Annotated in this window: 21 protein-coding genes and 1 other RNA gene; 3 read left to right on the top strand and 19 right to left on the bottom strand. The window is 39.8% G+C overall.

The genetic code is table 11. From position 1 onward, the window contains the following. Positions 1–4: 4 nt before the first annotated feature. From ligA to TT13_RS05880, 6 genes are all read right to left on the bottom strand, one after another. Positions 5–2,026 carry an NAD-dependent DNA ligase LigA gene (ligA, locus tag TT13_RS05905; protein ID WP_027699131.1) on the bottom strand — a complete coding sequence of 674 codons (2,022 nt, stop codon included), beginning with the start codon at positions 2,024–2,026 and terminating at the stop codon, positions 5–7. 11 nt (positions 2,027–2,037) lie between these two features. Next, positions 2,038–4,317 carry a DNA helicase PcrA gene (pcrA, locus tag TT13_RS05900; RefSeq protein ID WP_027699130.1) on the bottom strand — a complete coding sequence of 760 codons (2,280 nt, stop codon included), beginning with the start codon at positions 4,315–4,317 and terminating at the stop codon, positions 2,038–2,040. Positions 4,318–4,326: 9 nt separating this feature from the next. Then, positions 4,327–5,457, bottom strand: coding sequence for a THUMP domain-containing class I SAM-dependent RNA methyltransferase (locus tag TT13_RS05895; protein ID WP_027699129.1), 1,131 nt, complete (start codon positions 5,455–5,457; stop codon positions 4,327–4,329). A gap of 82 nt (positions 5,458–5,539) precedes the next feature. Further along, positions 5,540–5,908: RNase P RNA component class B (gene rnpB / locus TT13_RS05890), an RNA gene on the bottom strand. A gap of 28 nt (positions 5,909–5,936) precedes the next feature. Next, a complete protein-coding gene (gene gpsB / locus TT13_RS05885; protein ID WP_027699128.1) occupies positions 5,937–6,305 on the bottom strand; it encodes a cell division regulator GpsB in 369 nt (122 codons plus the stop codon). 69 nt (positions 6,306–6,374) lie between these two features. Next, complete coding sequence (locus TT13_RS05880) at positions 6,375–6,923, bottom strand: SLOG family protein (protein WP_027699127.1); 549 nt, start codon at positions 6,921–6,923, stop codon at positions 6,375–6,377. Between the two features lie 174 nt (positions 6,924–7,097). Between TT13_RS05880 and recU the strand changes: the two genes are divergently transcribed. After that, on the top strand, positions 7,098–7,706 hold the full coding sequence (gene recU, locus TT13_RS05875; protein ID WP_027699126.1) for a Holliday junction resolvase RecU: 609 nt from the start codon (positions 7,098–7,100) through the stop codon (positions 7,704–7,706). A 3-nt stretch (positions 7,707–7,709) separates the two neighbouring features. Continuing rightward, on the top strand, positions 7,710–9,974 hold the full coding sequence (locus tag TT13_RS05870; RefSeq protein ID WP_045476790.1) for a transglycosylase domain-containing protein: 2,265 nt from the start codon (positions 7,710–7,712) through the stop codon (positions 9,972–9,974). Positions 9,975–10,022: 48 nt separating this feature from the next. On the opposite strand, the gene TT13_RS05865 is transcribed toward TT13_RS05870, so the two are convergent. The 7 genes from TT13_RS05865 to polA form a co-directional block, all read right to left on the bottom strand. Further along, positions 10,023–10,709, bottom strand: a complete 687-nt coding sequence (locus TT13_RS05865) for a YoaK family protein (protein WP_027699125.1) — start codon at positions 10,707–10,709, stop codon at positions 10,023–10,025. A 129-nt stretch (positions 10,710–10,838) separates the two neighbouring features. Beyond that, entirely contained in the window at positions 10,839–11,534 is a 696-nt protein-coding gene (locus TT13_RS05860; protein ID WP_027699124.1) for an ABC transporter ATP-binding protein, read from the bottom strand. A 1-nt stretch (position 11,535) separates the two neighbouring features. Continuing rightward, the gene (locus TT13_RS05855; protein ID WP_027699123.1) at positions 11,536–12,570 is read right to left on the bottom strand and encodes an ABC transporter permease; all 1,035 of its coding nucleotides are present in this window, start codon (positions 12,568–12,570) and stop codon (positions 11,536–11,538) included. A gap of 12 nt (positions 12,571–12,582) precedes the next feature. Further along, complete coding sequence (locus TT13_RS05850) at positions 12,583–13,494, bottom strand: diacylglycerol/lipid kinase family protein (RefSeq protein ID WP_045476787.1); 912 nt, start codon at positions 13,492–13,494, stop codon at positions 12,583–12,585. A gap of 14 nt (positions 13,495–13,508) precedes the next feature. Next, positions 13,509–14,909 carry a cryptochrome/photolyase family protein gene (locus tag TT13_RS05845; RefSeq protein ID WP_027699122.1) on the bottom strand — a complete coding sequence of 467 codons (1,401 nt, stop codon included), beginning with the start codon at positions 14,907–14,909 and terminating at the stop codon, positions 13,509–13,511. Between the two features lie 13 nt (positions 14,910–14,922). Next, positions 14,923–15,174, bottom strand: coding sequence for a hypothetical protein (locus tag TT13_RS05840; protein WP_027699121.1), 252 nt, complete (start codon positions 15,172–15,174; stop codon positions 14,923–14,925). A 180-nt stretch (positions 15,175–15,354) separates the two neighbouring features. After that, on the bottom strand, positions 15,355–18,051 hold the full coding sequence (gene polA / locus TT13_RS05835; RefSeq protein WP_027699120.1) for a DNA polymerase I: 2,697 nt from the start codon (positions 18,049–18,051) through the stop codon (positions 15,355–15,357). Between the two features lie 205 nt (positions 18,052–18,256). On the opposite strand from polA, the gene TT13_RS05830 reads away from it, so the two are divergent. Then, positions 18,257–19,069 carry a glucose 1-dehydrogenase gene (locus TT13_RS05830; protein ID WP_027699119.1) on the top strand — a complete coding sequence of 271 codons (813 nt, stop codon included), beginning with the start codon at positions 18,257–18,259 and terminating at the stop codon, positions 19,067–19,069. Between the two features lie 107 nt (positions 19,070–19,176). Here the strand turns inward: TT13_RS05830 and TT13_RS05825 are convergent, their stop codons facing one another. From TT13_RS05825 to udk, 6 genes are all read right to left on the bottom strand, one after another. Next, on the bottom strand, positions 19,177–19,899 hold the full coding sequence (locus tag TT13_RS05825; protein ID WP_027699118.1) for a Bax inhibitor-1/YccA family protein: 723 nt from the start codon (positions 19,897–19,899) through the stop codon (positions 19,177–19,179). Positions 19,900–19,998: 99 nt separating this feature from the next. Then, positions 19,999–21,345 carry a UDP-N-acetylmuramate--L-alanine ligase gene (murC, locus tag TT13_RS05820; RefSeq protein WP_027699117.1) on the bottom strand — a complete coding sequence of 449 codons (1,347 nt, stop codon included), beginning with the start codon at positions 21,343–21,345 and terminating at the stop codon, positions 19,999–20,001. A gap of 48 nt (positions 21,346–21,393) precedes the next feature. After that, positions 21,394–21,738: a hypothetical protein gene (locus TT13_RS05815; RefSeq protein WP_027699116.1), complete on the bottom strand. Its 345-nt coding sequence runs from the start codon at positions 21,736–21,738 to the stop codon at positions 21,394–21,396. 16 nt (positions 21,739–21,754) lie between these two features. Further along, positions 21,755–22,396, bottom strand: a complete 642-nt coding sequence (gene ytpR / locus TT13_RS05810; protein ID WP_027699115.1) for a YtpR family tRNA-binding protein — start codon at positions 22,394–22,396, stop codon at positions 21,755–21,757. Between the two features lie 18 nt (positions 22,397–22,414). Next, the gene (gene pepA, locus TT13_RS05805) at positions 22,415–23,488 is read right to left on the bottom strand and encodes a glutamyl aminopeptidase (RefSeq protein WP_027699114.1); all 1,074 of its coding nucleotides are present in this window, start codon (positions 23,486–23,488) and stop codon (positions 22,415–22,417) included. Positions 23,489–23,502: 14 nt separating this feature from the next. Then, entirely contained in the window at positions 23,503–24,144 is a 642-nt protein-coding gene (gene udk / locus TT13_RS05800) for a uridine kinase (RefSeq protein WP_027699113.1), read from the bottom strand. Positions 24,145–24,151 lie beyond the last annotated feature (7 nt).

The raw sequence follows: 24,151 nt of genomic DNA, 5'->3' as shown, positions 1-24,151 counted from the left end.
TCGCTTATTTCATTGTATCCATATTATCACGCAATTGACTTTCTGACCAAATTTCAATCCCAAGTTCTTGCGCCTTGGTTAGTTTAGAACCCGCATCAGCCCCCGCAATCAGTAAGTCGGTTTTTTTAGAAACCGAGCTGCTGACAGTTGCACCTTGTTGTTCTAACCATTTAGTTGCCTCGGTCCGGGACATTGCTTCCAATTTTCCCGTCAAAACAACCTTTTTATCAGTCAGGATGGTTTCAGATTTGATAAGCCCATCTTCAGCCGTATAACTAATATTTACCCCTAAGACCATAAAATCAGCTAAAAGCGATTGCACATGATCTGATTTGAAGTACTGTTCAACACTATCACCAATCGTTAAACCGATACCATTAATATTGGCAATCTCCTCAGCATTGGCTTTGGCTAAAGTCGGCAAATCATGAAAATTTTTCGCCAATAAGGTTGCAGCCCGTGCACCAACATTCCTAATCCCCAGACCAAATAGTAGACGCTCAACCGAATTGTCCTTTGAGGCAGTGATTGCATTCAAAAGATTATTGACGGCAGTTTCTTTAAACTTGTCTAGGGTAATAAGCTCTTCAGCTGTTAAGCGATATAGATCGGAAACTTTTTCAATCAAATGCTTATCTAAAAGCTGTTGTACAATTTTGGGCCCTAAGCCATCAATATCCATTGCATTGCGTGAGGCGAAATGCGTAATTGACTCTTGAATTTGTGTCGGGCAGAAAGGATTGATGCAACGTAGCGCAACCTCACCGTCAACATGGACTAATTCGGACTGACAGACTGGGCAAAGGGTTGGTATTGGGTAAGGTTCACTTGTTTCAGGCCGCTTATTTAAAAGGACCATCCCAACTTCCGGAATTATATCTCCGGCCTTATGTAAGGTAACCGTATCACCGAGTCGAATATCTTTACCGATTAAGTAGTCCGGATTATGCAAAGACGCCCGACCAACTATTGTACCTGCTAGCAAAACTGGCTCCATAACGGCAGTTGGCGTAACTGCACCAGTCCGGCCAACCGTCCACTCAATTGCTTTAACAACCGTTTCAGCTTCTTCAGGTGGAAATTTATAGGCAATGGCCCAACGAGGGACTTTGACCGTATTACCTAATTCGTCATGTGCCGCTAAGTCATTGACCTTAATCACAATACCGTCAATTCCATAGGTTAACTGTTCCCGTTGCACAACTTGTTCACTAATGTAGGCTTGAATTTCATCAATTGTCTGTAAAACAGCATTTGACGGATTAGTCGGCAAACCTAACGCAGTTAATCGTTGCAATAAGTCAGCTTGGGTTTCAACACCTAAGGTCCGCTCTGCATCAACCGCGTGGTACAGAAAGGCCGCTAATTGACGTTCCTTGGTAATCTTAACGTCTAATTGACGAAGTGATCCAGCTGCAGCATTCCGTGGGTTAGCAAAAGTTGTTAAACCTTCTTTCTCACGCTGTTCATTTAATTTAACGAAGGATGCTTTAGGCATATAAATTTCACCCCGAACTTCCACATCAATCGCTTCATTCAATTGCCGGGGAATTGCTTTGATTTCACGAACGTTGGCCGTGACATCTTCACCCGTTCGGCCGTCACCTCTCGTTGAAGCCCGTTTTAGTTGACCAGCTTCATATTCTAGACTAATCGCTAAACCATCAATCTTTAGCTCCGCATTGTAAGCTAGTTGCTCGTCAAAATTAGCCTGCGTTTGTTTTAGCCAATCTGCCAAAGCCTCAATTGAGAAGACGTCGCCCAATGAAAGCATGGGCACTGGATGTTCTACTTCGGGTAAATCTGGCTTTAGTAGCTTACCCCCAACTTGTTTGGTCACTGAATCAGCGCCAATTAGTTCAGGATATGTCGCTGCAAGTTGAGTTAACTCGGCATAAGTTTGATCATAAACTGCATCTTCAACACTTGGCGCATCATTTTCGTAATACTCACGAGCCCAAGTCTTTAATTGCTGCTCTAATTGGGCTATTTTAGCCTGCACTTTTTCCATGTTAGAATCTGCCATAACTCCCTCACTTATTCTGATTCAACCCGCTGAATTGGGGCAAAGGCGGCCAAAAGGCGCTTAATACCTTGATTTGGAAAGGCAATATCTAATTCTTGATCCTCACCGGCCCCACTTGTTTTAACAATCCGCCCCACGCCCCATTTCTTATGGGATACAGCATCGCCAATTTGCCAACTTGCTTTTTCAGCGCCCGTTGACTGTACATTAGGGCTGGCTGAAGAAGTACTATGTTGAACTGTACGTCCCTTGAAAGTTGTTGACATTGCTTGCTGTGTGCGCCGTGCAAAGGGTAATGCTTCATCAAGATTATCCCGGCTTGACAGCGTTTGACCATAAGGCTGTGTAATTAGGCTCTGATCAATTTCTTGAATAAAGCGTGATGGTGGATTAGACGACGTCCGACCATATAGCTGACGTGAATAAGCATTCGTCACATAAAGATTTTCCTTGGCACGCGTAATTCCCACATAGGCTAAGCGCCGTTCTTCCTGCATTTGACTTTCATCTTCGTTTGCACGCGCTAAGGGGAAAATCCCCTCTTCCAAGCCGACCAAGAACACCACTGGGAACTCAAGGCCCTTCGCAGCGTGTAAGGTCATCAAAGTAACGGTATCAGTTGTTTCTTCATCTAAGTTGTCTAAATCAGAAACCAAGGCTAACTCACCCATGAAATCAACGTACTTAGATACCGATTCGTCATTTGGTTGATAATGGTCATCAAACTGCTGCGTAACCGTTAGGAATTCATCCAAATTTTCAAGTCGATTTTGATTTTCTGGTGTCGGTTGGTCCAAAAGAATCTGACGATAACCAGAACGGTCCAAAATTTGATTTGTCAACTCAGTCACACTCAACTCAAAAGTCTCTTGTTGCTGGAAATTATTAATTAAATCAGCAAATTCAGCTAACTTATTGACGGCTCGACTCTGTAGACCATTGATTAAGTTAGCATTTTGGGCGGCTTCTAATAGCGTCCAATTATTTTGACCTGCAAAAGCCCGGAGCTTTTCCAATGAAGTCGTTCCCAAGCCACGTTTAGGCTCATTGACCACTCGCAAAAAGCTCTCATTATCAGCTGGATTCGTTGCTAATGACAAGTAAGCTAGCACGTCACGGATTTCCTTACGCTCATAGAACTTAGAACCACCAACCATTGTATAAGGAATATTAGCCTTAACTAAGGCTTCTTCAATTCCACGAGATTGCGCATTTGTGCGGTAAAGAATTGCGAAGTCAGCATATTTACGGCGGTTTTCAGCATAGGCTTGACTAATCTGTCCAACTACAAAGAGGGCTTCATCGCGTTCAGATTGGCCCCGATAATAGGTGATTTTTTCACCATCGCCATTAGCCGTCCAAAGGTTTTTAGCAATTCGTTCACTATTATTAGCAATTACCGCATTGGCCGCATCAAGAATCGTCTGCGTTGATCGATAATTTTGCTCCAACATAACTGTTTTGGCCTTGGGATAATCTTTTTCAAAGTTCAAGATAATCTGGATATTCGCACCACGCCAACCATAGATTGATTGGTCGGAATCACCAACGACAGCTAAATTTTGATGTTTTTCAGCTAACAATGATACTAAACGATACTGTGCATCATTGGTATCTTGATATTCATCAACGTGAATATAGCTAAACTTCTCTTGATAGTAGGCTAAAACATCTGGTGCAGCCTCTAAAAGCTCAATCGTCAGCATAATCAAATCATCAAAATCAACACTCTGACTAAGGGCTAGTTGATTTTGATATTCGGTGTAAACTTGTGCAACTAATTTATCAAAAACACTATCAGCATGTTGCGCATACTCGGCAGGCTTTTCCATCGCATTTTTGGCGTTAGAGATTGCAGCCTGCACTGACCGTGGTTGAAATTTTTCAATATCAATATTTTGGTCACGCATGATTCGCTTAACCAAGGTCCGTTGGGTTCCACCATCTAAAATCGTGAAGTCCTTTTTATAACCTAAGCGATCAATATCACGGCGCAAAATGCGCACAGCTAAGGCATGAAAGGTCGAAACCCAAACAGCATCGGCTGTTTCATCGCCAACAAGTTGGGCGATTCGTTCTTTCATCTCACGTGCCGCTTTGTTTGTAAAAGTAATTGCTAGAATCCGCCAAGGGCGTACATCTAAATCATCAATTAAATGGGCAACACGATGCGTCAATACCCGGGTCTTACCTGAACCTGCTCCGGCCATGATTAACAACGGCCCTTCGGTTGTCATTACCGCCTCAGCTTGGCGTTCATTCATTCCATCAATTAACGTTGCCACATTCACACCTCCGTTTTAACGAATCTTTTTACCCCAATATTGGTACAAATCAACTTTTAAAGCTCCATTATATAACTTACGTTTCTTAGTTGCACGCTGACCATAAGCATCTTCAAAGCCCTCATCAGAAGTCAAAATATACTTTGACCAGGTTGGCATTTGCCGGTAGACATAGCCCATCTCAGCATAAAGTTTACGAACGGTTGCCTCATCGTCTAATCGTTCACCATAAGGTGGGTTAGCGACCAAGACACCATTAATTTTGTCAGTACGCCAGTCCTTAGCAGGTAGGCATTCGAAATGAATATCCTCAGCCACCCCGGCTGCTTCGGCGTTGGCTTTAGCGATTTCAACCATTTCTGGATCAATATCATAACCAGCAATGTCTAATTCAACATCAAAATCAATCATTGCCCGTGCTTCACGCTTCAACTGACGACCAATTTCTGGATCAAACCAATCCCAATTAGAAATATCAAACTCACGATTTAAGCCTGGCGCCATATTGCGACCAATCATTGCGGCTTCAATCGGAATAGTTCCAGAACCAGCTGTTGGGTCTACAAACGGATTATCAGTAAACCAGTGTGCAAGCTTTACTAAGGCTGCGGCCATAGTTTCTTTCAAGGGTGCACCACCCTTTTCAGTTCGGTACCCACGCTTAAACAAAGACGCACCGGTTGTATCCAGCGTAATCATTACGTGGTCCTTGTCAATTGCTGTTTCTAAGGTAAATAAGTTACCAGTCTCAGGTAAGGCACCACGTACATGGTAGACATCAGCTAATTTAGTTGCGACCGCTTTCTTAGTAATCGCTTGGACAGTTGGAACTGAGTGCAAAATTGAATTTTTTGAACGACCATTAACCGGAAATTCTGCATCATAAGGTAGGTACTCATCCCAAGGTAAGGCCTTAGTTTGTTCAAATAGTTGATCAAAAGTTTTCGCATCAAACTCTGCAATCACAATCTTGATTCGATCAGCAACCCGTAACCATAGATTTGTCCGATAAATGTCCGTCATATCGCCAGAAAATCGTACACGACCATTTTCCGTCTGGGTTGCATAACCCATTTCTTTGAGTTCTTTAGCTACCAATGCCTCCATACCAGAGCCCATTGTTGCCATTAAATTAAATGTTTTCATTAGATTCTCACCTTTTGATTCATACGTAAAATTGCAAAAAGAAAGCCGACGCCACGAGGACGCCGGCTCTGCCAGATGTATTAGCTATAAGCCATGTTTTGTTCCAAAGCTGAATTGGCGATTCAACTTTGGTGGCAATCATCTATCTCAGGCATTACTGCCTCCCCGACCATCATTTCAGTTTACTAGGTCAAGCGCCCCTACCAAAGTTTGGGTTGCCCGCTCGAGGGGTTTACCGCGTTCCACCCACCGCATTTCTTTGGTGGTTCGTCACTGTGGCACCTTAACAACTAATCAGCCATAGTTTCCCTTAGGCCTTTCGTTGGCCGTCAACTACATCGTAGCTGCCTAGGCTTATTTTTTCACCTAGCACGAACACTACTGGCATCGCAGCCAGTGCGAGCATGGACTTTCCTCATATCGAAAAAACGATACGCAATTACCCACTAATACATCAAACTAGATTTATTATACACTAATTATACGTTTTGTGTAGAACTTTCTTGGCCATTAGTCGAAAATGCGTCAGTCTGACTACCAAATACTCGCCGCTCCAAATTTGAAAGGCGCTTCAAAATATCCATATTAGTATTGATACTTGATGTCGCCGCTGGCTTAGCTTGTGTGAGGTTTGCTGCAGAAACTTGCTTCGTCAAATCAGCAACTTGTGCTTCTAGTTGGTCAGCTTTAGTTTGTAGTTCAGTAAGGTTATTTTGATATGCTTGATAATCGGCAATGATTTCATCAAGAAAAGCATCGACATCAGCCATGTCATAGCCAGTCCCAATGCGGGTTTTCTTGAATTCCTTACTTAAAATCTCTTCGCGAGTATGTAAAACATTTTCCATGACGGAACTCCTTCGTTCTCTGATTATACATGTAATTGTAACATTCTTTACTGAGCTAGCAAATAAAAATCACTTAAATTCTAATTCATTCGCCCAGTCCTGCAAGCGATCAAAATCGATTAAACGAACTGAATAATCATGATCTTGTGCAAATTGCTTCGCGGCCTGATAGTCAAAACGTACCTTTGATTCAGTAGCACTCTCATCAAAAAAGATAATTGCTTCATCTGTATGTTCTAGCATAAAGCGTTGATATTTTTTTAATTGACTTGCATCACGATAGCCACCTTGGTTAACTGCTGCTGTGAAATCAACTAAACCCTTGAGTTCTGCTAACTTAGCCTGATTGGCTTCATTCCACTGTTCACCAAAAGTCGTAAAGGGAGTCATCAAGGCAACCTTGATTTTTTCATCTTGATCCTCTAACTGTAAGGCGGCTTCAATGGCCCACTGTTCGATTCCTAACTGGCCGCCAGTAATTAGCCAATCATCAGAATCACCCAGCGAATCCTCCAAAACCTTCTTTAAGGCAAAATCAATCACCTGTTTTTTTGGATCATGACTGCCCATAATCCCTAACTCAAAGCTACGAAAGCCGGTAATCCAAACTCGATTCATACCCTTCCCCTTTCGTTATAATTTCATTATAACTGAAAGGCTTAAAGATTGGATAAATTCGTGAAAAATCGGCCGATTTTATGAATTTTTTTAGCGCAAATTAGGCACAATTACTTGCTTATTAGCGCTAAGCAGTGGGATAATACCTTAGATAGTATGGAGTGGAGGTCATTCATGACGTTTAATTATCCAAATGGTCAAGAGTATCGACCACAAATGTTGGCGCAAAGAAAGCTACATGTGTCTTCACAGAGTAGGCGTGGTATGTCACTTGAAGCGGATATTAATGCTGCCAATGAATATTACCGGACACAAAAAATTGCTGTTATTTACAAAAAGCCAACCCCAGTTCAAATTGTCGATGTTGATTATCCAGTACGCGCAGCCGCACGGATTACAAAAGCATTTTTCCGACAACCATCAACTACTGATTACAATGGCGTTTATCAAGGGCATTACATCGACTTTGATGCAAAGGAAACTAATAATCTTGAATCCTTTCCATTGAAAAATGTGCATGACCACCAGGTTAAGCATTTAAAAGCAATTACCGAGCAAGCTGGCCTTGCTTTTATGATAATTCGCTTTACTCGACGACATGAAACCTATGTAATCTGGGCTGACTTATTATTAGAATTTTGGCAAAATCAACTTACTGGGCGTAAATCAATTCCTTACAGTACAATTGTCAAATTTGGGGCTTTAGTTCCTGATAAACTACAACCTACGACCCCCTACCTTGAGGCGGTTGACTTGTTAATGCAAACAAAAAAGGAGTCCTAACTTATGAGTGAGGAAATGTCGCGTTCTAGTCGCAACGCACCCCAGCGCAAGCAAAATAAGCGCAAGGTTCCCCGCGGGAATAAAAAGAAGGGCTTTGGTCATTATGCCAAGCTAACTATTCTTTCATTACTTTCAATTGGTGCTGTAATCGCCATTGCGGGCGCTGCCCTCTTTGCCTATTACGCATCTTCAGCCCCCACCGTCACAAATGCCGCCCTTGTTGGCACCCAACAATCTGAAATCTTGGACCGCGAAGGCGATGTTATTTGGACTTCCGGAACGCAAGATCGAAAAATTGCCCAACAGGCTGAAATCCCTGATTTACTTAAAAAATCAGTTGTTTCAGTTGAAGATCGGCGTTTCTATGATCATGGTGGTATCGACTTACAAGGAATTGTGGGAGCGGCCCTTGGTGATTTAACTGGTTCTAGTCTGGGTATGCGTGGTGGTTCAACCTTAACCCAACAACTGATCAAATTAACAGTTTTCTCAACTGCAGCAAGTGACCAAACGATTCGTCGTAAGGCCCAAGAAGCTTGGTTAGCAATCAATTTGGAAAAGAAATACTCTAAAAACCAGATTCTAACTATGTATATTAACAAGGTTTATATGGGTAATGGCGTTTATGGAATGAAAACAGCTGCCCAATATTACTATGGTAAGCCAATGAATGAGTTGACTGTCCCACAAACTGCACTCTTAGCCGGTTTGCCTCAATCACCTAGTGGATATGACCCTTATGTTAATCCAACTGGTGCAACTGAACGACGTAACACCGTGCTTGACGCAATGGCCGAAAACGGCGTTATCTCCAAGGCAGATGCAAAAAAATATGCTGCTACTTCGGTCTCAGATGGTCTATTGACAGAACACCCAGCAGCAGCTAAGACGGCAGAACTCGCCAAGGTATCTGACTCTTATCTAACATCAACTTTCGCTGCCCTAACGAAAAAAGGTTTTAATATTGATACTGATGGCCTTATTGTTCATACTAATTTGGATATTAATATTCAAAAGAAAGCTTATGAACTTGCCAATTCAGATGATTCACCTTTAGTTTGGCCAAATGATAAGGTCCAAATTGGGGCAACCGTCATTGATCCTAACAATGGTCAAGTCGTTGCACAAATTGGTGGCCGTAAACAAGACACAGCGCTTGGCTTAAACCGAGCAACACAAAAGAATCGTTCATCGGGTTCAACTGCTAAGCCAATTGTTGATTATGGTCCAGCCATCGAACACTTAAATTGGCCAACTTATCGTGGGCTTGATGATTCCCCTTACACCTATGCAGGTACAAATATTCAAGTATATGATGCCGACCATTTGAATAAGGGCTTCATTACAATGCGTGAAGCCTTGGTTGAATCACGAAATATTCCAGCCATTCGGACACTGCAAGCCGTTGGTAACACTAATGCAAGTAAGTTCTTAGCAAAGATGGGCATCAAACTCGATGGTGCACTTAAGCCAGCTGATGCGATTGGAATCAATGTGTCAACTGAGCAAGAAGCTGCCGCCTACTCTGCTTTTGACAATGGTGGTACTTATTATCAACCACAGTATATTACTTCAATTGAAGAACGTAGTGGTGAAACTAAAAAATTCAGTGATGCAGGCACTGTCGCAATGAAGTCCTCAACGGCCTTTATGATGACTAGTATGCTCCAATCATATGTAACAAATTCCTATGCCAAAATGGTCAACACTTCTGCTTATTATCAAGGTGGTAAGACTGGAACAGTTAATTATGACTCAAATGTCAACGTGCCAAACGATGCGGTTTCTGATTCATGGTTTACCGGCTTCACTAAGGCAATGGCAATCTCGGTTTGGACGGGTTACGATAGTCCAAATTCACCAAATAGCTACCTACCAGCTGATGGCTACTCAGCAAACTCTCCTCAATACTTATCACTATTGTTCTACAAGAATCTGATGCACTATATTATGTCTGATTCAAAGCGTGATGGTTCTAATTGGAAGATGCCATCAACGGTTACGAAGGTACAAAAGTATGGTAATACCGAGTATGAGGTCAAAGGTGCTAAGTTTACCGATCCGGGAATTACAGCTAAAACTATTACCAGCTCAAGCTCGAGTTCTTCAAGCTCATCAAGCAGTTCAAGTTTCAGTACTCCTGCGGTCTCAACAACATCAATTAGTTCATCAAGTAGCACGTCAAGTAGTAGTGCAATAAGTTCAAGTAATACGAGTAGCTCTTCTAGTAGCAGCGCGTCAACTAATGACACGAATAATAATCAATAAAAAAGACGTGTAATCAGTTTTTACTGATTACACGTCTTTTTATTTATCCTATTTTAACATATGACCATTTAATCGTTGGAAACGCCATAGTTTATATGTCTGGGTTAAGGCCAATAGTAGCGTTATTACTGCAATTAATCTAATGGCTCTCACACCAACGAGATGAAAAGCGCCAACAGCGATAATTACTCCACTGATAAAAGTCAACACTACTAGTACATAGTGAATAAAGCGCGAATACGCATCAGGACTTTTGGTACTAATTGCATCATAGAAATTAATGGTTAAATTTTTCAAATTACCCGTTGTAAATAGATTCGTATAAGGAATCCCTTCAATCTTATCAAAACTGACCCACTGGATTGCCGCCGTAAAAGCAATTGCGGTGGTAACTAAGACTTGAAAATGGTTAAATACTGATAGACTCAGTAGGAAAAATACCAGGGCTTCAAAATATAAAATATATAAACGCCAAAAATAAAGTTTACTATCTGCAAAATAATTGATTAAGTATTTCGCAACCATAATACCCACAAGAAAAGCTAAAGTTGATAATAATTTCTTACCTACGTTCAACCAATCACCATCAGCACCTTGAATAATTGCCAACACTAAATTACCTGTTTGTGCCGAGGCGAAAGTTCCATAATGGATATAAGTGTACCCATCGAGGCCACCTCCAACTAAACTCAGCACAAGGCCCACAGATTGCTGTTCATGAAAGGCTGTTGCCATATAATATTCACTACTCCTTTGCAAAACTAATCAAAACCAACAAAAAAGCACCTAGTTAGGTGCAATTTTACTAATAGGTTACACACTCTTTTAGCCATTTTACCGCAAAACAATAATAATTGAAAATCATCAATTATTATTGTTTTTACTTTCATTAGTCGCACGCTGTAAATTTCCATCAATCATATATAGAGTTTCATCACAATACTGTAGTAGTCGCTCATCATGGGTAATCATAATTATTAGCACACCTTCTTGGTGCGCTAAGTCAGCAAACATTTTAACAACTTCAACTGCACGTTTTGAATCTAAACTGGCAGTTGGTTCATCAGCAAAAATAATTTTGGGGCGACCATATAGTGCTCGAGCAATCGCAGCTCGCTGCTTTTCACCACCAGATAAATCGTTCACAGCACTATCACGGCGCTCCCAAATCCCCAAACGTTCTAAGAGCTCTTTTTGCCACTTTGTTTGTGGTGATTGTTTATTTAATTTATCGACTAATATAAGTTGTTCTTGGACCGTCAAAAACGGAATTAAGTTAGACGCTTGTAAAATAAAACCAAAGTCTTTTAAGCGTAATTTTGATCGTTGAGCCTCTGACAAGGTACTAATGTCTTGCCCATTAAACCAAATCTTACCCGTACTAGGAGTTTGGAGTGCACCAATAATTGTGAGTAGCGTCGTTTTCCCAGAACCTGATGGTCCAGTCAGCGCTAAAAATTTGCCAGCTTTCAATTCTAAGTCAGTTTTATGGATAACTTCATTCTTTTCATGTCCATTAGTAAACGATTTTGTTAAAGCTGCTAATTTAATTAAAGCCATCTTATCTACCTCCCAAAGCATCTAAGGGGTCAATTTTAATTACTTTAATAATTGAAAAAATTGTTCCCAAGACAATGGCGAATATCATTCCAAATGAAAAGCCAGTTATTAGCCAAGGATTATTATTATAAGGAACTGCTGCTGGTATCACCGCTGCAACTAACAAATTTGCAACCAACGCTAGACCAACGCCAACTACGCCAAGTAGTAAAGCCTGATCAATTAAACTAATAATGATTTGTTTAGTTGAAATTCCTTGTGCTCGCATGATACCGTATACAGCCTGCTTTTCAATCGTTAAGATGTACATAAAAATCGTAATGATAAAGGCAACAATAATAAACAAAGCCGCAATCATCAAAGTAAATGTTTGTACTTGTGGTTGATAACCTGGAATACTTTTAATCAAATCAGGAATGGATAATCGCTCCAAATTTGCGTCAATATTTTTATCAGTCGTTTTACTGATATAGCCATTAATTGCCTGAGTTTTAAAGACTTGTTGATAATCCGCTTGATTTAAATAGATTACCGGTAAAGTATTATAGCGATTATCATTGGTTAGCCCAACAACAGTAAATTTATCTGAATAGCCATTTAGAGCGATTTTTTGACCTAGCTGAACCTTACCGTCTGCTAATCCTTGGTCTACTACAACTTCACCCGCTTTACTTAACCAAGTTCCCTTATCTAATTTTGGTTTTAAGAAATTATCTGAATCAATAGAGAAAACAACGCCATCATCTTTACCATAATCACTTTCAGCCACTACATTGCTGAGCCGTAATGCAGTGCTATCTTTTGGTGCAGACGTCCCTTGTGGAAAAATTTGTGACAAGGCTAAATTCTTATTTGCATATTTTGTTACATAAACACTTTGAGCCTGCCAATGATCAACCGCACTCCGGTTATTATTTGCCAATCCAAAAGCCAAACCACTTAAAAAATAAATTAAAAATGCAATTAAACTAATAAAACTAACAATTAATGCATATTTCCACTTTGAAAAGACCAACTCTTTAAATGCTAGATACATGTCATCCCCCTCTTACTTGCTATTTGCAACATGACCGCTTTCCTTAATAGGTACTAAAATGCTCATTTGCCTTGGGTGAAGCATAATTTTAAGTGGTAGTTTTTCAGCTTCATCACCGTCAATTCGAACCTTAGCCGCCTGTCCAGAAATTTTAGAAATTTCAACTTGCTGACTTTTAAAATATAATAAATCCCGCCCTTGAATAATTTGACCCCGCAATAAATAAGCAATATAACTTGGTAAGCGTAACAGGCTAAAACGCTTCAAAACCAGAATATGCAAATAGCCATCATCAGAATTAGCTTGGGGATTAAAATTTGTATAACCACCCACAGAATTAGTTAGGGTAATATTAATTAACGTTGTTGCTAATATTAATTCCTTACCATCATCGAGTATCAAACGGTACTTATCGGGTCGATGAAAACTGTGCTTTAAACCATGCCAAAGAAAAGCAAGTAGGCCCAACCGTTTCTTTTCTGACTGCTTGACATTATTGGCAATATCAGCAAAGTCACCAATTAAGGCGCTACTTACAATTGCTCGCTGACCATCAGTTGCCAAATCAACTGACCGTTTATACCCACCTAAAATAACTTGAATCGCTGCATCAACCTCTAATGGCAAATTTAAAGCTTTAGCGAAGTTATTTACCGTTCCAGCAGGAATAATTCCAACCGGGATGTTTATTTTTGCCGCTGCTAAGGCCGAGAAAACAGTATTAATTGACCCGTCGCCCCCAATCACAACAAGACAATCACTTGTTGGAGCCTGTTTGGCGATTTCCTCAAGCGCTGCTTTTCGACTCTCAGTGCCCAAAAGTGTTACTGTGGCGTTATCAGCTACCTCTTTAAAATGCTGGGCAATTTTCTTACCAGCGCTTTTACCAGCCTTATCATTAAAAACTACTAAATATTTTTTCATGGTATTCCCCCCACTTAAACTTTTTTATAGACATCTAGCGCCCTTTTTCGTGCAAAGTTATGGTCAATAATTGGCAAAAAATAATCATTTTTTAGATCAAAATTATATTTTTTCTGCTCAGCTGTAGTCATCCCAGCCGGCCAGTGAATAAATTCAACCGGTAGCTCATTTAATTCTCTCACATAGCGCTTTATATAAATTCCTTGAGCATCATATTTTTTACTCTGACTAAGTGGATTAAATATTCTAAAATAAGGCATACTGTCTACGCCTGTAGACGCTACCCATTGCCAATTACCAATATTATTAGCCGAATCATAGTCGATCAATTGTTCTTGAAAATATTGTTCCCCAAAGCGCCAATCAATTAGTAAATCCTTAGTTAAAAATGAAGCCACCACCATACGTAATCGATTGTGCATAAAACCAGTTGTTTTTAGTTCACGCATTGCCGCATCAATTAGTGGGAAACCAGTTGTTCCATTTTTCCACCTTGAAAAAGCGTCCGCATCGTTTTCCCAAGCAAGTTGATCAAAACGTGCTTTGATACTAACCGTTTTAGCCTGCGGATGATTTGCTGCTACCATATTATAAAAATCTCGCCAAGCCAATTGCCGAATAAAGGCATCTTTTGACTCGCTAGCAGGTAGTTCTGCAATTTTTTGATATACTTCACGAATTGATATTTCACCAGTGCGCAAAAACCTTGATAGATGGCTGCTAGCATCTAAATATGGTATCTCTCGGTTTTTTACATAATCTGCTAATTGATTTTGAATAAAATCAGTCAGCCTTACCAGGGCCTGGGTATGACCAAAGGCTAGCTGCTCAATCGCCGAATTCTTTGTCTTAGTTAATGCTTCTAAATAAGGTAAATTCATTGGAAAGTAATCGGTTTTAATAAGTTGTTGCTGTGATAATTTATAGGTTATGACTGGTTGTGGCACCTTACCTTGCCAGCGCGAAAAATATGGTGTGAACTTTTGATAAGGATGTCCATCTTTTTTTAAAATATCTTGAGCACCATGTAAATAACCGTCCTGGGTCAGGTGTACCCGAACATCCAGCTCTTTGATAAAGAATTGACGCATTGTATCATCACGCTCTTTACCAAATCCTTGTTCTGCAACATTAAAGTATATATCTGTAAACGCCACTTTAGCTTTTAACTTTTTAAAGCTCGTTTCTAAATCGCCATAAAGAATATTTAGCGTAATACCTTGTTTAATCAGTTCTTCTCTAAAATTGCTGACAGCTTTAAAAAAGGCTGCCTGATTTAAACTGTTTTTATCAAGCAGTTGTTTTGGATTAATATGAAAGACAAACAGGAGCCGTTCAGTTGTTTGACTTGCATTAATTAAGGCTTTATTATCAGCCAATCTTAGATCCTTTCGAAACCACACCACACTTGTCATCTACACCAACTTTCTAAGTTGTACCCGTATTATTTAATAATATTCCACGAAAATTATGATTAAGGTAGTCTGTAATTTTTCCCCCTACTAGTTCATTTTTTACCGTTCCATTTGCATTAACTTGTGCTAATAATTCCAAAGGTAGTAATTTTTCTAAGCTACCGTAAGTCAACGGTTTAGCTTGGTTACTATCAGTAAAGTCATAAACCATTAGAGCGTAATTTCCTTGCCAATTTTGACCGATCAGTTTAAATTGTTCGTTCATTGTTCACCTCATACATTCAACTAATGATTAGCATAATTAATCTAAGCTTGTAATATACAGTAATTATTATATTTAATTCTATCAGTTTTAAAGCGCTTAAAAAAGTAATTAGCTTATTTAAAGTAAAAACACCTCCCAAAAGCATTCGCTTATTGGAGGTGTCTAAGTTAATTATTAATCTTATTTAGCTTCATACCATGTTTTACCGGCATGCGTCGCCACTTTTAGTGGTACTGCTAGTTTAACAGCTGAGTCCATTACCCGCGGAATCAATTCTTCCAATTGGGTCAATTCCTTAGCTGGCGCTTCAAAAATCAATTCATCATGGACTTGTAATAGCATTTTAGCTTCAAGACCTTGTTCTTCAAGAGCAGCCTGCATGTTTATCATTGCAATCTTAATAATATCAGCAGCTGAGCCTTGAATTGGTGAATTCATCGCAGTCCGTTCAGCAAATGAACGCTGATTGAAATTCTTGGCCTTAATATCGGGCAAATAGCGGCGCCGATGAGCAATCGTTTCAACATACCCATGTTCACGAGCAAATTCAATAATTTCTTCAGTCCAGGCTCTTACACCAGAATACTCATTTAAGTAAGTTTCGATAATTGCTTTAGCTTCCTTACGAGTTACACCAATATTTTTAGCCAACCCAAAATCAGAAATACCATACACAATTCCGAAGTTGACTGCCTTGGCTTGGCGTCGCATCTCAGCATCTACCGGAGCATCCTCAGCTAGACCAAAAATACGTCGGGCAGTTGCCGCGTGAATATCTTCATCTTGGCGAAAGGCAGCCTGCATTGCCGCATCACCAGTGATATGAGCTAAGACACGCAATTCAATTTGAGAGTAATCAGCACTAATTAAAACCCAGTCTGGCTTGCTAGGTACAAAGGCTTGTCGGATTCGCCGGCCTTCTTCAACCCGCACTGGAATATTTTGTAGATTAGGATCAACTGACGATAACCGTCCGGTTTGCGTTAATGTCTGCAAATAACGAGTATGCACTTTTGAATCACTACCGTGAATAACCCTGAGTAGCCCTTCAATATAAGTCGACTGAATTTTAGCAAGTTGGCGATACATTAAAATTGACTCTACAATTGGCACATCCGCCATTTGTTCCAAAACTTCAACACTGGTTGAGTACCCGGTTTTTGTCTTTTTAAGTGGAGTTAAGCCCATTTCTTCAAATAAAATCACACCTAATTGTTTAGGTGATTGAATATTAAATTCATGTCCCGCCTGTTGATAAATTCGTTGCTCTAATTCTGCCAGTCGCTCAGTCATCTTACTGCGCATTTGTAGTAATCGTTCAGCATCAACCTTAATTCCAGCGATTTCCATGCTTGCCAGTACAAATGATAAGGGTAATTCAATCGTTTGATAAAGATCTAATTGAGCATGTTCGGCTAGTTTAGCAAAGAGTGGCTTTGCTAAAGAACCAATTGCTAAAGCCTTGCGACCAAGATGTTCAAATAAATCAGCATCCATTGCCGGAATTTGGAACTTTGCGCCCTTACCATAAACTTCTTCATCAGTTTGTACAGCAAAAAAGTTGTTTTCATGAGCCAAAGCGCCTAAGTCATTTTGATTATCATTCGTATCCAAAAGGTAAGAGGCTAAGAGCAAATCAAAATTAACATTAACTAAGTTAATTTCCAAACGTGATAGAGCAACAACTAATGCTTTAGTATTAAAGACATTTTTTTTGACTTGCTCATCAGTTAGAATACGCTTCAATGGTGTATCTTCTATCAACAATTCAACATCACGAGAAGCAAAATATCCATTAGTTTGATTACCGATTACAAACGCTACTGGTGCTGCAGTGTGGTAGTTTTCACCATCTAGCTCCAAATAAAAATCAACCTCTGAACCTAGATTCTCAATTGCCGTTAAATTTGTTGCTGATAATTCACGAACGTCTAATTCCACGGTTGTCATATTACTATTGGTCGTATCTTCATCGGACGTACTAATGACATAACCCATATTCGCTAATTTTACCAATTGCGCTTTAAAATCGAGGTGTTGATAAAAAGGGACCAATTCTTCATACTTGATGCCTTGATACTTTAAATCATCTAAATTAATTGCTAAGGGAGCGTCTACATCAATTGTTGCTAGCTCACGTGATAGTCGTGCATCAGCTTCACCAGCAATCAACTTTTCCTTTTGCTTTGATGGCTTCATTTCATCAATTCGCGCATATAGTTCAGGAATCGAATGATATTCTTTCATTAATTTAATAGCAGTCTTCGGTCCAATTCCGGCGACTCCCGGATAATTATCCGCTGTATCACCTTGTAAACCTTTGAGCTCAATAATTTGTTTAGGATTGAGCCCATCATATACATCAGCCACCATAGCTGGTGTATAATGATCAACTTCTGATATACCTTTTTTAGTAACCCAAACGGTAATATCATCCGAAACTAATTGTGTCATATCACGGTCACCAGTCACAATCGTAACTGCATAGCCAGCCGTTGCCCCTTTGGTTGCTAAGGTCCCAATAATATCATCTGCTTCATACCCAGGCAGCTCATAATTTTTAATTCCATGTAAGGCCACCATTTCACGAAGTGGCTCAAATTGTTCGACTAATTCTTGCGGCGTTTTATCCCGCTGACCTTTATAGTTATCAAACTTTTCAGTTCTAAAAGTAGTTTTACCGGCATCCCAAGCTACTAAAGCTAAATCAGGCTGGAAAGGATCGACAATCCCATCAAGTAAGTTATTAAAGCCAACTAAAGCATTAGTATGTAAACCTTCATGACTCAAAAATCGGTCAACTTGATTTATTAACGCGTAAAAGGACCGAAAGGCTAACGAATTTCCATCAATTAGCAGTAATGTTGGTTTTGCCATTTTTTGACCTCGTCTTTATCTTTTAATCACTAATTTAATTCTACCAAAGAACAATCATTCCTACCAATTTTCGCATAATTACATTTACTTAAGTCCTCACAGACTAAAAATCAAAGACCATTTTAATTCGTCTAGAAGCTTTTTATAAATTAAATCTTGGTTTATAATTAAAATGGTATTAAAAATGTAATATGGAGATAGGAAGATGAAAGGGCAAAACTACAATACTCGTTATCCTGATTTAGCTGGTAAAACTGCTGTTGTAACAGGTTCTTCTTCAGGAATTGGTGAAGCAATTGCACGTCACATGGGTGCTGAAGGTATGAATGTGGTGATTAATTACTTTTCACCAGATGATAAAGCAATTGACGGTATTATTTATTTGATTGAGCAATCTGGTGGACATGCAGTAGCAATTAAGGCCGATGTTGGTACAGAAGCCGGTGTTCAAGCAATTTACGATAAGGCAATCGAAGCTTTTGGTGATCTTGACGTATGGGTAAATAATGCTGGTTTTGAGATTCAATCCGCTACGCATTTGACTGATTATCGTGATTGGCAACGAGTAATTCATGTTGATTTAGATGGTGTGTTCTTGGGCACAAAAATTGCGATTAACCACTTTTTAACCCATAACAAGGTTGGACAAATTTTAAATACATCTTCAATTCATGATAAAATTCCTTGGCCAACTTATGCTTCCTACGCAACTGCTAAAGCTGGTGTGTTAATGTTTACCAAAACTTCAGCCCTTGAGTATGCCGACAAAGGTATCCGCATCAATGCAATTTCTCCCGGCGCCCTTGAAACTCCCATCAACGCTGAGCGTTTTGCGGATCCAGCAGTACGTAAAGATACAACTGATATGATTCCAATGAAGCGCATCGGCGACCCCTTGGATGTTGCTAATGCTGCAGTTTGGTTAATTTCATCTGAAGCAAGCTATATTACGGGTACTACCCTGTACATTGATGGTGGGATTACCTTATATAACGAATTTCAAGGTGGTCGCGGCTAAAATATCGTAAGTTAAAAATATAAAAATAAGGTGTACCCCAAAAAGTTAGTTTAACTTTCGAGGTACACCTCAAAGGTTCATGTCGACCCATGAACCTTTTTTATTTTTTAGTTGCGGCTTCCGCCAAAGACTGAGAACAAACGTAAAATATAGATAAACAAATTAATGAAATCCATATATAAACTAAGTGCTCCAGAAACAGCTAAGCCTTGTTCAACAGTTGCCTGACCCTGACCACCATATTCATTGTACATGGTCTTGAGACGATTCATATCATAAGCTGTCAATAGCGCAAAGACAATCACTCCAACAACTGATAAGAATAAGAAGACAATACTATTAAAGAAAAAGATATTAATAATACCGCCAATAATCAAGGCAATTACCCCACCAAAGAGGATTGCCCCCATTGAAGCCATTGAACGCTTTGTTGTAAAGCCATAAACTGCCATTCCAGCGAAAAGCAATGCAGTTGTAAGCAAAGCTGCTGCAATTGTTGACAAATTAAACATCAAACCAATGGTTGAGAAGAAAACACCGTTAATAACAGCGTAACCCATCAACATTCCAAAGGCTTGTGCCGGATTTTGTAAGACCCGACGTGAAAACATCCACACGATTCCAAACATAACTGCAATTAAAGCTAATTGAGAAATGCCTGAACTAAAAATCGCAATAATCTGTGCTCGGAAAATTGTTGCTCCAAGGTATGCCGTCCCTGCTGTAACTAACAAGGCCATCGTCATATAACTATATACTCTTTTGAAAAAGCTGTTCAACCCCGCACTATCAGGATTAACAACGCGCATTTTAGGTTTGAAATTATCCATCATCATTCCCTCTTTTCTACCTATTTATACATAAAGCTTGAGCGCTTGTAACTTAGGTGCCGTTATCCCTATGCAAGATATTGTAGCAGGCTGATATCTTTACTGCAAATTACTTTGTGTATTTGCTAATAATTTTTCGTAAGCAAATTCTGTATTTTGTAAATCACCAGCCCCCATGAAAATAAAGACACCGTCTTCATGATCAAGTAATGGTGCTACGTCAGTTGGTGAAACAATCCCATCGAACTTGGCGATTTTAGACCCTAAGTCAGCTGATGAAATATTACCAGCTTTTTCACGGGCTGACGCAAAAATGTCAGTTAGATAAACCCGGTCTGCTAAGTTTAATGCCTTAGCAAAATCCTCTAAGTAAGCAATCGTACGTGAAAAGGTATGTGGTTGGAAAACAGCAACTAGCTCACGATCTGGGTACTTTTGTCTAGCAGCATCAATCGTTGCAGTAATTTCTGATGGATGATGTGCATAATCATCAATAATTGTAACCGGTCCAATTTGCTTCTCAGTAAAGCGGCGTTTTACGCCTTTAAATGAAAGTAATTCTTTACGAACTAAGTCCATATCGACTTCTTCCATATAAGCAATTGCAATCGTTGCCAAAGAGTTTAAAATTCCATGGCGGCCAAACAAAGGTACGGTAAAGCGTCCTAATTCTTCATCATGATAGTAAACTGTAAAACTCGACCCAGCAGTTGTCCGTTTAACATCTTTAACATAGAAATCATCCGTATCCGGATTTACGCCGTAAAAGTAAACTGGTACATCAATATCCTTAGCTAACAAGCGTAATTCAGCATCATCTCCCCAAGCTAAAATACCCTTTTTAACTTTACTACCAAATTCTTCAAAGGCCAGTCGCACATCATCTAGACCACTGAAATAATCCGGGTGGTCAAAGTCAATATTCGTCATAATAGCGTAATCAGGCGTATAGTCGGCGAAATGGCGTCGGTATTCATCTGCTTCAAAAATAAAGAAGCGGGCATCTGGGATTCCTTTACCAGTACCATCACCAATTAAATAAGATGTTGGTGCAATACCAGAGAGTACGTGGGCCAACAAACCTGTTGTGGAAGTCTTACCATGCGCCCCCGCAACTCCAATTGCTGTATATTGCTGAATTAGCTTTTCAACCATTTCTGGATAGGTCAACAAAGTTACTTGGTTGCCTAAGTCCAAAGCAGCTGCAACTTCAACTTGGTCATCGGTAAACGCATTTCCACGAATAATTGTCATTCCTGGCTTGATGTTATCCGCTGAAAATGAATACATTGTAATTCCCGCTGCCTTAAGTGGCTTTTGAGTAAATGTATATTCATCAATATCTGAGCCTGAAACCTGATAGCCTTGATCATGCAAGATTAAGGCTAGTGCGCTCATACCTGAGCCCTTGATTCCAATAAAGTAATAAGATACATCTTTATCCATTTTTTTATCCTTGTCTTTTAATCGCACAGCAATTACTTTATTCATTTATTAATGAGTAAAGTAATTGTCATCCGTTTTTTTAGCAGCAACCTGGGCTTCCTCAGCAATAATGTCATCTAATTTAAGCCCCAATCCTGTTGAAACCTTAGGTAGTCTTTTATGATTAACTTTTGTATTAATCGCTTCTTTAGTCGTCTTAGCTGGTGCAACTACTTTTTGTGGCGTTAAGGTAACCACCTGAACCGCTGCTTGGTCTAAGTTAATAACAGGTTCTAAAGTATTTGAGTTGACTAATAAAATATAAGAGACTTTTTGTGCCATCAATTGGTCTACATAGTGCATATGTGAATTGGCTAGATTTTCATAGTAAACAATTGGTCGTGGTTCCACCATAAGTTACCGACCTTTCTTATTCAAAAATTGCTTGAGCTGCACTTGTTGTTCGATCAAAAACACTACCTACTGGAGCAAAATCATTGGGCAAAATTAATGCACCAGGTACTTGTGGTGCATTTGGTAACATCAACTCACGGCCTGACACAATCATCCCGTTTGAGGCTACTCCCCTTAATTCACCTGGCCAAATGATTAAACCTGATGGCATCATGGCACCTACTTTAGCAACTACAACTTTAATATCAGCTTGCATGTTAGGTGAACCAGAAACAATTTGTAAACGTTGATCATTATCAATTAACGTTGTAGTTATTTTTAAGTGGTCAGAATCTGGATGGGGTTCAGTTTTTTCAACATAACCAACGACAAACTTAGGCTCTAAATCAGCAACTAAATCACCGGGGAAACCTGCTGCTTCCATGGTTGCATTCAGCTTAGTAACTTGTTCAGCTGATAGTTGAATTGAGCCATTTAGACCAGTTAAGTCGATGATTTCTGAAGCTGCTAGGAAGTTAACACCTAGTAGCTCACCATTAGCATTTTCAATTCGAATGACATTACCTTGCTTTTTAACAATCTGCTCTTGGCTAGCTGGTGCCGTCAAAATAAGCAAAACATCCCCTAAAGCTTTAAGGTTATAACTTGCAATTAACATATAAATTTCTCCATCTTCTTAATCACCATAAATAATTGTATTAACCGTAGTTTGATCTAAACTTACCGCTAACTTTTCAACTAAGGCCTGTGCTGCCTCAAAATCACTAATTGACCATACAGTTTGATGTGTATGAATGTAGCGTGAAACAACCCCTAGGGCAACCGATGGAATACCCATATTTTCGGATTGTGCTGACCGAGCATCGGTGCCACCTTGCGCTAAGAAATACTGTAAGGGAATCCCCGCATCACTAGCAATATCTAGGATAAATTCTTTCAAACGCAAAGGCATAATTACACCTGGATCAAAAACGCGTAAAATCGTGCCTTGATCAAGTTGTCCTTGTCCGCTTTTACCATGAATATCATCAGCCGCTGATGAATCCAAGGCAAAAAAGATGTCTGGATTTAACTGATGAACCGCTGGTCCAACGCCTCGCGTACCGACTTCTTCTTGTACGTTTGCCCCCATAATTAACTGGTTTGGCAAATCAATATCTTTTAGGTGCTCTAAGGCTCCCAAAATTGTGACCAAGCCAAACCGATTATCCCAGCTTTTTGAAACAACCCGCTTTTTGTTGGCCAATAGTTGAGTTTTAACATCCGGCACAATGAAATCACCTGGTCGCACACCAAAAGCATAAGCCTCATCATAACTAGTAAAGCCTGCATCAAATAAAGTATCTTCGACTGCTGGCATACCCGTTTGATTCCCAGTTCGCATAAAGTGTGGTGATACCGCTGATGATACTACCGGGTAAGTATGTTCCCGGGTAAATAAGGTAAAGCGTTGCGATGAAATTGTATAGGGATTCCAACCGCCAACAGCTCTAACGGCCATCAAACCTTGTGGAGTAATTTGCGCAACAAGAAAACCAACTTCATCCAAGTGTGCACCAAACATAATCTTGGGGGCTGCTTGGTCGGCGTGCTTACGTACACCATAAATACCGCCCAAACCGTTTTGTTTAATTTCATCAACTAAAGGAGTAAGGTCAGCCCTAAAAGCCTTTCGAACAAGTTGTTCTTGTCCAGAAGTTCCTTGTAACTCAGTATATTTAACAATTCGTTGCCAAATTCGCTCTTCCATTTCATCGACCCTTTCTAACGGCTAGCTGCAACTCGGGTTAGAATATCTCGAATCTGTGCTTCTAGCATATTGATACCAACCGTGTTTTCGCCACCCTCAGGTAAAATAATATCTGCATAACGCTTTGAAGGCTCAACAAACTGGTGGTACATAGGCTTAACTGTTTCCAAATACTGTTCAATAACACTATCTGCTGTTCGGCCACGCTCGGTAATATCACGTTGTAAGCGGCGAATAAAACGCAAATCATCATCAGTATCAACGAAAATTTTAATATCAAGCAGGTCTCTTACTGCTGAATCAACAAATAATAGAACTCCTTCCAAAATAATTACGTCTGCCGGCTCAATTGTCACTGTATTGCTAGCCCGGGTATGTTGACTGTAATCATAAATTGGTTGTTCAATTGTTTGTCCCGCTAACAGTTGTTTAACTTGCTGAATTAAAAGCTCATGATCAAAAGCATCTGGATGATCATAATTTGTCTTAACGCGGTCAGCCATTGCCTTTTCACTTTGATCTTTGTAATAAGCATCTTGGGGAATCATAACTACTGATTCGCCTTGCAACCGTTCAACAATATCACGACTTACCGTCGTTTTACCTGAACCAGAACCACCAGTAACACCAATTACTACAGGACGTGCATCTGTCATTTTCTTT

The sequence above is a fragment of the Weissella oryzae SG25 genome (assembly GCF_000691805.2).
Lineage (GTDB): Bacteria > Bacillota > Bacilli > Lactobacillales > Lactobacillaceae > Weissella > Weissella oryzae.
Note: the sequence above shows the minus strand (reverse complement) of the source record. Positions and strands in the feature narration are given on the sequence as shown.